This window comes from Dyella sp. (assembly GCF_035486915.1).
Taxonomy (GTDB): Bacteria; Pseudomonadota; Gammaproteobacteria; order Xanthomonadales; family Rhodanobacteraceae; genus Dyella_B.
In genome coordinates this window covers 1-5,542 of sequence record NZ_DATHMR010000040.1, presented here as the reverse complement: position 1 = coordinate 5,542, position 5,542 = coordinate 1, and the positions used below count along the sequence as shown (strand labels likewise).

Here is a 5,542-nt window from a genome sequence, read left to right as displayed (position 1 = left end):
CTCTTGATTGTCAGCCGACGCAAGCATGGCTTCGAACAGGTCGTCGATGGTCGTACCTTCCGGAGCGACGCTCAGTAGCGCTTTTAGACGTCCATCCAAAAGCAGCAAGGTGTAGCCGTGTATCAAAGACCAGCCGCCCACCATCTTGCCCAGTTGTTCGACCGATGGTTTATCGGCCGGTATGCCGCGAGATTCGGCCAGGATTTCCAGCAGATGCATACGAGCTTCCTTGAAAGAGGGACGGCTGCCATCCAATCGGTCGGCACGAAACATCAGCTGAAACAGTGCGGGATTGTCGATCGCGAAGGCGAGATAAGCGCGGGCGCCATCCCAGCGTCGAGCGCTTGGACCCTCAAGGGCGTCTTTGATGCGCCCGGCAAATCGTCGAAAACCGTCGGCGGCCAGATCGGTAAGCAACCCCGTCAGGTCTCCAAAGTGGTGGGATGGCGCGGCATGTGACACACCGGCTTCCCGCGCCGCGGCGCGTAGCGTCAGGGCGTTCAACCCGTCGCGTTTCAGGATCGTCTCAGCCGCGTCGAGAAGGGCTTCCCGCAAGGCGCCGTGGTGGTAGGGGGCGGTTTTCATGCCGCGCATCTTACCACTGTAAAAATATTTCTTGACAAGGGGTTGCCTCGCACCCAAACTATCTAGACAACGTAAAGATTGACTGCCTGCGAGGGACGTTGTTGGTGGCGCCATGGCGTGCCAACGACGGCTTCGGCGCTGGCTCAAGGGGTACCAAACCGAATGCCAGCCGGCCATCGTCGCCGGGGAGATGGGACATGTTTAGCGTTTCCAGCCAGCTCGAATCCGTGCCGAAGTCCGTGCGCCGTCATGTTTCGGCTGCGGCCCTCGATCCTTCGACGGTCGCTCGTGGCATCAAGTCATTCGATGGCCCGGTCGCCGTGGTGTGCCGGAGATCGGCAGGCGAAGTGGGCGAATCGGCACCGACACCGAATGCTTCGGTCGTGCTGCGCTTCTTCTTCGGCAGATGCCGGCTCAGCGTAAACGTTGGTTCGCAGTGGTATGACTGTGGCGAGGCCGTCGACGGCCTCGTTCACGTAAGCCGTCCAAATCAGTTGGTTCGAACCCAATGGCTTTGCGACGGTGAGGAACTCGTCCTTACCGTTCCGCACAGCTACTGGCGCGAACGTGTGACGGATGGCATGCGCGCCGTCATGACCCAGGGAAAACTGCAAAGGTACGCGGACCCTTTGTTGAAGCAGCTGGTCAGCATGTTGGTGACGTCCACGCTGGAAGGCATGCACGCGTCGTTCGCGGCACCGTTGATCGATACGATGTTGGCGAGAGTCGTCGACCTGTGCATCCGCTGCGCGGAGCGTAAAGCGCAAAACCCTCATCGGAACGCACTGCCCGCCTTTCGCGTGGAGCGTGTGGCGAACTACGTTCGGGAACATCTTTCCGAGACCATCACGCTGAACGATATGGCTGAAGCCGCGGGCATGTCCTCCATGCATTTCGCCGCGCTATTTCGTGAAGCGACAGGCCTGCGTCCGCATCACTACTTGTTGGAGCAACGCGTTCTGCACGCGAAGGAATTGATGACGCGCACGCCGTGGCCGCTCTGCGATATCGCGGCGGGTGCGGGATTCAGCACGCAAGCGCATTTCACCACCGTCTTCAAGCGAATTGCAGGCACCACGCCGGGGCAGTGGCGCTTTAGTCGCACGCCGTAACTGCTGTCGTCAGCTACCCCTCACTGCATTCAACGTCTCGTAGGCATCATCGACATGAAATTGATTCTTGGATTTCTACCCTTTCTCGCATTCGCGCTGATAAGCGCCGCGGGCTATTCAAAACTCGCTCTACTCGCAGGCGCCGTCATCGCCGGTGTCGGCATCGTGCGTGACGCAACGTCGCCGGGAAAAAAGCCGAAGACGCTGGAGGTTGGCACATTTATTCTCTTCAGCGCTTTGGCAATCGTTGCGTGGCTCGCTGGCGTAGACTTATCCGTAGCACTCGTGCGCATCTGCGTCGACGCGGGGCTCCTCGTCATCGTGCTCGCCACGATTGCGACAGGTAGACCTTTCACCTTGGAGTACGCCAAGGAACGCATTTCTCCATCGCAATGGACCAATGCCAGCTTTGTCGAAACGAACAAGGTGATCTCGGGAGTATGGGGCACTGCATTTGCAGTGGTGGTTGCCGCTGACATGGCGTTCTGGTGCCATGCGATTCCGGTCCATTCCATCGCAATCATCATCGGGGGTGCCTTGTACGCCGCCTACCGTTTCACGAACTGGTATCCGCGACATAAGCGCGAGCAAGCTGTAAGTCAGCGATAAAGCGAAGTCACATCTCGACTCTCTTACCCATGCTTTTAATACGTGAGGCTCTCACATGAATCGGAATATTTTGATATCGGGTGCGGGCGTCACCGGCCTGGCACTGGCTTACTGGTTGGATCGTGCGGGTTTCGCTGTCACCTTAGTCGAACGCTCTCCGGCATTCCGACGCGGCGGACAGGCTGTGGATGTTCGTGGTGTCGCACTGGATGTGCTTAAGGCCATGGGCTTGCATTGCGAAGCCGATGCATTACGAACGCGATCCAAGGGCATGTCCACGCTCGACGCCCATGGCAATGAAGTTGCGCGGACCGAAGAGCGCACCTTCAGCGCCGGCAGACTCGATAGTGACGATATCGAGATCTTCCGCGACGACTTGTGCGAGCTGCTTATGGGGGCGATGGGCAACCAGGTCGAATTCGTCTATGCAGATGGCATCCAGGCACTCAGTCAGAACGATCAGGAAGTGATCGTTACCTTCGCCAGCGGCATCGAAAGAACCTTCAACTGTGTCGTAGGCGCTGACGGCGTGTATTCCCATACGCGAAAGCTGTGTTTCAACGACGAGTCGACGTTCGTGAAACCGCTGAACAGAGTCTTGGCGTTTTTCTCCACCCCTAACCTCATCGATCTGAAGCATTGGCAACTCATTCACCGCGAAGCAAGTGTCGGTTACGTGATTTATCCGAGCCGCGATCAAAAGGAGCTGCGCGTTGGCGTCGGCTACGGCACGCTAGATGCGGAAGTATCCCGTCACGACATTCGCGCGCAGAAGGATATGGTGGCCTCAAAATGTGTTCGCTTGGGTGGCTTCTTTCCTCAGCTGATCGATTCCATGCAAGACACCACGCAGTTCTATTACAACGAACTGGCGCAGATACATATGCCCACATGGTCGAAGGGCCGCGTCGTATTGGCGGGAGACGCCGCGCACTGTGCATCCCCATTCACAGGGCAGGGCACCAGTCTCGCCTTGGTCGGTTCCTTTGTTCTGGCGCGTGAACTGATCCGCCATCCCGATCAACCGGCGCAGGCATTCGCCGCCTACGAAGAACGCATACGTCCCTATGTGCATATCAATCAGGGGCTGCTCGACCTTAACCGAAAAGAGCCGATTCCCGACGAGCTGATGACGAAAGCGAAGAACAGTATCGATCTGCACGATATGTTGAAAGAAGTTGCCTGACGCCGGGCCACACCTTCGAGGCGCCGCTGATTTCTGGCATTGAATGTCCGTTTTCAACCCCAAGCGGACATTTCAGCCGTCGGGCACTTCTGCGGACAAGTTATGCTTTAACGAACACACATGCGCGTTAAACCATAGTTTGGCCACGCCTTAAACCATAGTTTGACCGCGCCTAATGCAGCGTCGCTGAATTAATAGGTAAAATGATGACGAAGCGTTGTGCTAATTGAAGTAACAGACGTCATATACCAAAAACGGTGCACTGCAAAATAAAGACTGGGCCTGGGTGTGACCAAATCTTCGAGACATAGCTCGAAACACATCGGTGCAGACTTCGATGACTTCCTGGGAGATGAGGGAATTCTCGAAGAGAGTACGACCGTGGCTATTAAGCGCGTAATCGTCTGGCAGATACGGCGAGAAATGAAAGCCCAGAAAATCAGCAAGAGCAAAATGGTTGCAATGATGGGAGTCAGTCGATCGCATCTGGATAGCTTGCTCGACGAGAGTAACAGCCGTCTCACGCTCAAGATGTTGGCCAGCGTATCTATTGCCCTGCAAAAGAAATTGCGCGTAGAGCTGGTGGCTTAACTGGGCAGAAGCATTAACTTTTTTGGCAGCTCATATGTCCGCCCTCGATCCAAAGCAGGCGCGATGGATGAGCGCGGCAAAACTTATAGCCTGCCGGTAGTCCGACACTAAATTGCCATGTTATTGGCTGCTCCCGTCCCTGTGGTTGTGCCAACATGCTTTCCGCATAGGAGGCAGGCTTTGGGGGACGGATATGGGCAGAAGATGTTCAGCGGTTCTTACATTGCGATTGGTGGCATGTGCCGGTGCTTTGATACTGGCGGCATCTAGTACGGTGTCAACTGCGCCGGTCCCTTGCGCTGCGACGCCTGCACGATGCGCGGTGATCGGCGACAACAAGAGCGGCTACGACGACCCTTACCGCGTTTTCATCCGCATCCAGTCTGACCTTGACCGGGTCGCAGCCGGCCAACCACGACGCGCCGTTCCCGCGGGTGCCAGCCGCGATCCTATGGAAAGCATCGTGGATGCGTATGCGGCCTACCTGCAACATGACGACACACGCATGAATGAGGCGCTTGCCGTTGCCGTGAGTAGCGCCCAGCAGAAAATGCAGGACATGTCGCAGTGGCAGGCGCCGATATACGAGAAATACAACGCACACCTGGCTGATGCCCTCCATACGAGCCAACCGTTGCCGCATCTGCTGGCAGCGATCCGCATCGTGGACACCGCGCTGTACTTCGAGGCCGGCGGTTTAAGTCCTGCGCAACGGGACGACCAACTGGGCATGCACAGTAGTACCCCGCAACCGCAGGCCGGCCTGTGGCTGCGCCTGCCGTGCCGTACCTTGCATAGCCACGAGAATGATTTCGCGGCCAACGCGGATGCATTAAAAAACGTGCCTGGCCCCATGTTGGATTGTCCCAGTGACGACCAGGCCATCACGTTACTGGCCGAGATTGCGGACGCGCCGCGGTTGTTGAAACGGCATGAGACGCCTAGCTGTCCTAATGGCGTGGCACGCGATGGCAGATGCTATGCGGCCATCGCGCCATCCAAACCGTCGCCACCGGATCCGCGCGAAGTGGCTATCGCCAGCATGGCCACGCATCCGGATAGGGCCGAACCTGTGTTGAAGCAGAACGCTGAAAAGGATCTGCGCGGCGAGCTGGATTATGCATTGTTCCTGCACGCCTTCCGTCCGCGCACGCCAGCGCGCGATGCACAGATTCAACATCTGCTCGACGACGTACAAGCCAAGTCGTATGTGCATCAAAAGCCGATGGGCGAATTCCCGATCGCTGCCTACGACGATAGCGACGATTCGCTGGTGCCACGGATCATTCTTGCATCGATGGGTGAGGACCAGAGCGTGTTCCAGTACGCCATCCCATGCGATGTACTGAAGGCAAGGCCCGCGCTGGTGGCGGCGACGCAAGCACGCTATGGCAGCAACATGGACAACTTTCTGCCGCGCTCTGGTTGCGACGAAACCGGTAACCCTGCCGGCTATCCC

Annotated in this window: 6 protein-coding genes; 5 read left to right on the top strand and 1 reads right to left on the bottom strand. The window is 57.4% G+C overall.

Annotation, left to right across the window (positions count from 1 at the left end; all coding sequences use genetic code 11):
* The coding region (locus tag VK725_RS03940; RefSeq protein WP_325316754.1) for a TetR/AcrR family transcriptional regulator at positions 1-699 on the bottom strand (699 nt) is incomplete at its 3' end.
* Positions 700-782: 83 nt separating this feature from the next.
* Here VK725_RS03940 and VK725_RS03935 point away from each other — a divergent pair.
* The 5 genes from VK725_RS03935 to VK725_RS03915 all read left to right on the top strand — a co-directional run.
* Positions 783-1,697, top strand: coding sequence for an AraC family transcriptional regulator (locus VK725_RS03935; RefSeq protein ID WP_325316753.1), 915 nt, complete (start codon positions 783-785; stop codon positions 1,695-1,697).
* 54 nt (positions 1,698-1,751) lie between these two features.
* A complete protein-coding gene (locus tag VK725_RS03930; protein WP_325316752.1) occupies positions 1,752-2,306 on the top strand; it encodes a hypothetical protein in 555 nt (184 codons plus the stop codon).
* Between the two features lie 55 nt (positions 2,307-2,361).
* A complete protein-coding gene (locus VK725_RS03925) occupies positions 2,362-3,492 on the top strand; it encodes an FAD-dependent monooxygenase (protein WP_325316751.1) in 1,131 nt (376 codons plus the stop codon).
* Between the two features lie 288 nt (positions 3,493-3,780).
* Positions 3,781-4,083, top strand: coding sequence for a Fis family transcriptional regulator (locus VK725_RS03920; RefSeq protein ID WP_325316750.1), 303 nt, complete (start codon positions 3,781-3,783; stop codon positions 4,081-4,083).
* Positions 4,084-4,405: 322 nt separating this feature from the next.
* Positions 4,406-5,542: hypothetical protein (locus VK725_RS03915; RefSeq protein ID WP_325316749.1), on the top strand; the 1,137-nt coding region annotated here is incomplete at its 3' end.

What these genes read in the sequence shown, in the direction of transcription:
- VK725_RS03925 (WP_325316751.1), top strand. Translation starts at nt 2,362, where the DNA reads ATGAATCGGAATATTTTGATATCGGGTGCGGGCGTCACCGGCCTGGCA.
- VK725_RS03935 (WP_325316753.1), top strand. Translation starts at nt 783, where the DNA reads ATGTTTAGCGTTTCCAGCCAGCTCGAATCCGTGCCGAAGTCCGTGCGC.
- VK725_RS03930 (WP_325316752.1), top strand. Translation starts at nt 1,752, where the DNA reads ATGAAATTGATTCTTGGATTTCTACCCTTTCTCGCATTCGCGCTGATA.